Origin of the sequence: Kitasatospora griseola (genome assembly GCF_014648555.1) — a bacterium.
GTDB classification, from domain to species: Bacteria; Actinomycetota; Actinomycetes; order Streptomycetales; family Streptomycetaceae; genus Kitasatospora; species Kitasatospora griseola.
Window position 1 is genome coordinate 95,672 of the sequence record NZ_BMRI01000027.1, and the last position, 3,171, is coordinate 98,842.

The window sequence follows — 3,171 nt, forward strand, 5'->3', positions numbered from 1 at the left end:
CGGCTCCCAGACCGCGGCCAGACGTTCGGGAGTCAGCGACTCCACCACGGCGTCGTCGAGCACACCGGCCGCATGCACGACCGCGGTCAGCGGGTGCTCGGCCGGAATCGAGTCCAGCACCGCCGCCAGCGCGTCCCGATCCGCCACGTCACACGCCGCGACGGTCACCTCCGCGCCCAGCCCGGCCAACTCCTCGCACAACGCCGCGCCGCCACCACTACGGCTGACCAGCACCACGTGCCGCACACCCCGCTCGGCCACCAGATGCCGAGCCACATGACCGCCCAACGTCCCCGTACCACCGGTGATCAACACCGTCCCCGCCGCATCGAAACCCGCCGGAACAGTCAGAACGATCTTCCCGACGTGCGCCGCCCGACTCATGAACCGGAAGGCGTCCCGCGCGCGGCGGACGTCCCAGGTGGTGAGCGGTGGCAGGCGCAGCTCGCCCGCGCCGAGCAGCCGGACGACCTCGGCCAGGATCTCCGCCAGCCGCTCCGGTCCCGCGTCGGCCAGGTCGAAGGCCAGCACGCCGGGCCGGATGTCGGCCTTGCCCATCTCCACGAACCGCCCGCCGGGCGCGAGCAGCCGCAGCGAGACGTCCAGGAACTCGCCGGACAGCGAGTTCAGCACCACGTCGAAGGGCCCGAACCGGTCGGCGAACTCCAGGGTCCGGGACGAGGCGATGTGGTCGTCGTCCAGCCCCAGGGCGCGCAGGGCGTCCCACTTGGCGGGGCTCGCGGTGGCGAACACCTCCGCGCCGCTGTTCAGTGCCAGCTGGACGGCGGCCATGCCGACGCCGCCGGTGCCCGCGTGGATCAGCACCCGGTCGCCGGGGCGCAGTTCGCCGAGGTCGAACAGCCCGTACCACGCGGTCATGAACGCGATCGGCACACTGGCGGCCTGGGTGAACGTCCACTCGTCGGGGATCCGCACCAGCGCCCTGTGGTCGGCGACGGCCACTCGGCCGAACGCGCCGGGCAGCAGTCCGGCGACCCGGTCGCCCGGCCGCAGCCCGGTGACCTCGGCGCCGACCTCGGTGACGACGCCCGCGCCCTCGCTGCCGAGCAGCGCCGGGTCCGGGTAGACGCCGAGGGCGATCAGCACGTCCCGGAAGTTCAGGCCGGCCGCCCGCACGGCGACGCGCACCTCCCGGGCCCCGAGCGGGGCCTGCTCGTACGGCAGGAAGGCGAGGTCGTCCAGGCTGCCCGTGCCGGTCTGCGTCAGCCGTCCGTCGAGCGCCTCCTCCGGTGCGGAGCGCACGAGCCGGGGCACGTGGACGGCCCCCTGGCGCACCGCCACCTGGTCCTCGTCGCCGACCGACAGGCCGTCGGGCAGCTCGTCGGCGTCCACCAGCACGAATCGGCCGGGGTGCTCGGACTGCGCGGACCGGACCAGGCCCCAGACGGCCGAGGCCTCCGGGTCGCTCACCGCGTCACCGGGGACGACGGCGACCGCGCCCCGGGTGTGCACCACGAGCCGTTCGCCGGGCCCGGCCAGGAAGTCCTGGACGGCCGTCAGCGCCTCGGCGACCGAGCCGGGCGAGACGACGGCGTCGCCGAGCACGCCTTCGGCGGGGGGCAGCGGAATCCATTCGAGGGCGTACAGCGGGCCGCGTTCGGCCATCGGACGGGTGGTCAGCGCCTCGACGGTCGCCACGGGCTCGCCGGACCGGTCCGCCAGGTGGACGGCGTACGTGCCGGGGCGCACCGCCGCCAGCCGCACGCGCGCGGAGGTCACACCGGTGCGGTGGACCGCGATCCCGCCCAGCGAGAACGGCAGCCGCACGTCGCCCTCCGTACCGGCCAGCAGCGCCAGCGGCTGCAGGGCGGCGTCGAGCAGGGCCGGATGGACGGAGAACCGGGCCGCGTCCGGGACGGTGACCTCGGCGAACACCTCGTCGCCGCGACGCCACACCGCCTGCACGCCCTGGAAGGCCGGTCCGTACTCGTAGCCCGCCGCGGCGAGCGTGTCGTAGAGCCCGGCGACCGGTTCCGCGCCGGCCGGCGGCCACTGCGTCAGCTCCTGCCCGACCACCGGCTTCCCGCTCACCGTGCCGGTGGCGTTCCGTACCCAGCCGTCCGTACGGGACCGGACGTCGACCGTCCGGCGGCCGGTCTCGTCCGGCTCGCCCACGACGACCTGCACGTCCACCGCGCCGTCGGCGGGCAGCACCAGCGGCGCCTCCAGGACCAGTTCCTCCACTGCCGCTCCGGCCGCGTGCACCACGAGTTCCACGAACGCCGTCGCGGGCAGCAGCACCGTCCCGAGCACGGAGTGGTCCGCGAGCCAGGGGTGGGTGGCCAGGGAGAGCCGACCCGTCAGGACCCGCTGCTCGCCCACCTCGACGGCGGCGCCGAGCAGCGGGTGGTCCACCGAGTCGAGCCCGGCCGCGGACACGTCTCCCGCGCCGCCGGCGAGCCAGAACCGGGTCCGCTGGAAGGGGTAGGTGGGCAGCGCCACCGGCTCCCCTTCGGGGAACGGCCACTGCACCGGCACGCCCGCGACGAACAGCCGCGCCGCGGCGGCCAGGAACTCGGCCGGGGTGCCGTGGTCGCGGCGCAGCGTCCCGGTCACCACACCCGCCTCGTGCTCCTCCAGCGCAGGCGTGAGCACCGGGTGCGGGCTGATCTCGACGAAGACGGGATCGCTGCCCGAGGCGAGCAGCAGCCGGGTGGTCCGGTCGAACAGCACCGGTTCGCGGAGGTTGCGGTACCAGTAGTCGGCGTCGAGGCCGGCGGTGTCGATCTCCTCGCCGGTCACCGTCGAGAAGAACGGGATCGTCGCCGACCGGGGCGAGATCTCGGCGAGGTCGGTCAGCAACTGCTCGCGGATCGCCTCGACCTGCGCGGAGTGCGCCGCGTAGTTGACCGGCAGTCGGCGGGCCCGGATGCCGTCGGCCTCACAGGCCGTCAACAGCTCGTCCAGCGCGTCCAGATCGCCCGACACGACGACCGAGCCAGGGGCGTTGACCACCGCCACCGTCAGCCGGCCGTCCCAACGGGCCACGAACTCGGCGGCCTGCTCATGCCCGAGGCCTATGGAGACCATCCCGCCCTGGTCGGCCAGGGCGACCAGGGCCTTGCTGCGCAGAGCGACCGCCTTGGCGGCGTCCTCCAAGGACAGCGCGCCCGCCACGTACGCCGCCGCGATCTCGCCCTGCGAATGCCC

The 3,171-nt window shown here is 74.6% G+C and carries 1 protein-coding gene; it reads right to left on the reverse strand.

Annotated features, from left to right (window positions below; all coding sequences use genetic code 11):
• Positions 1 to 3,171 (reverse strand): SDR family NAD(P)-dependent oxidoreductase (locus IEZ12_RS27250; RefSeq protein WP_189275592.1); only part of this gene is annotated, 3,171 nt, incomplete at both ends.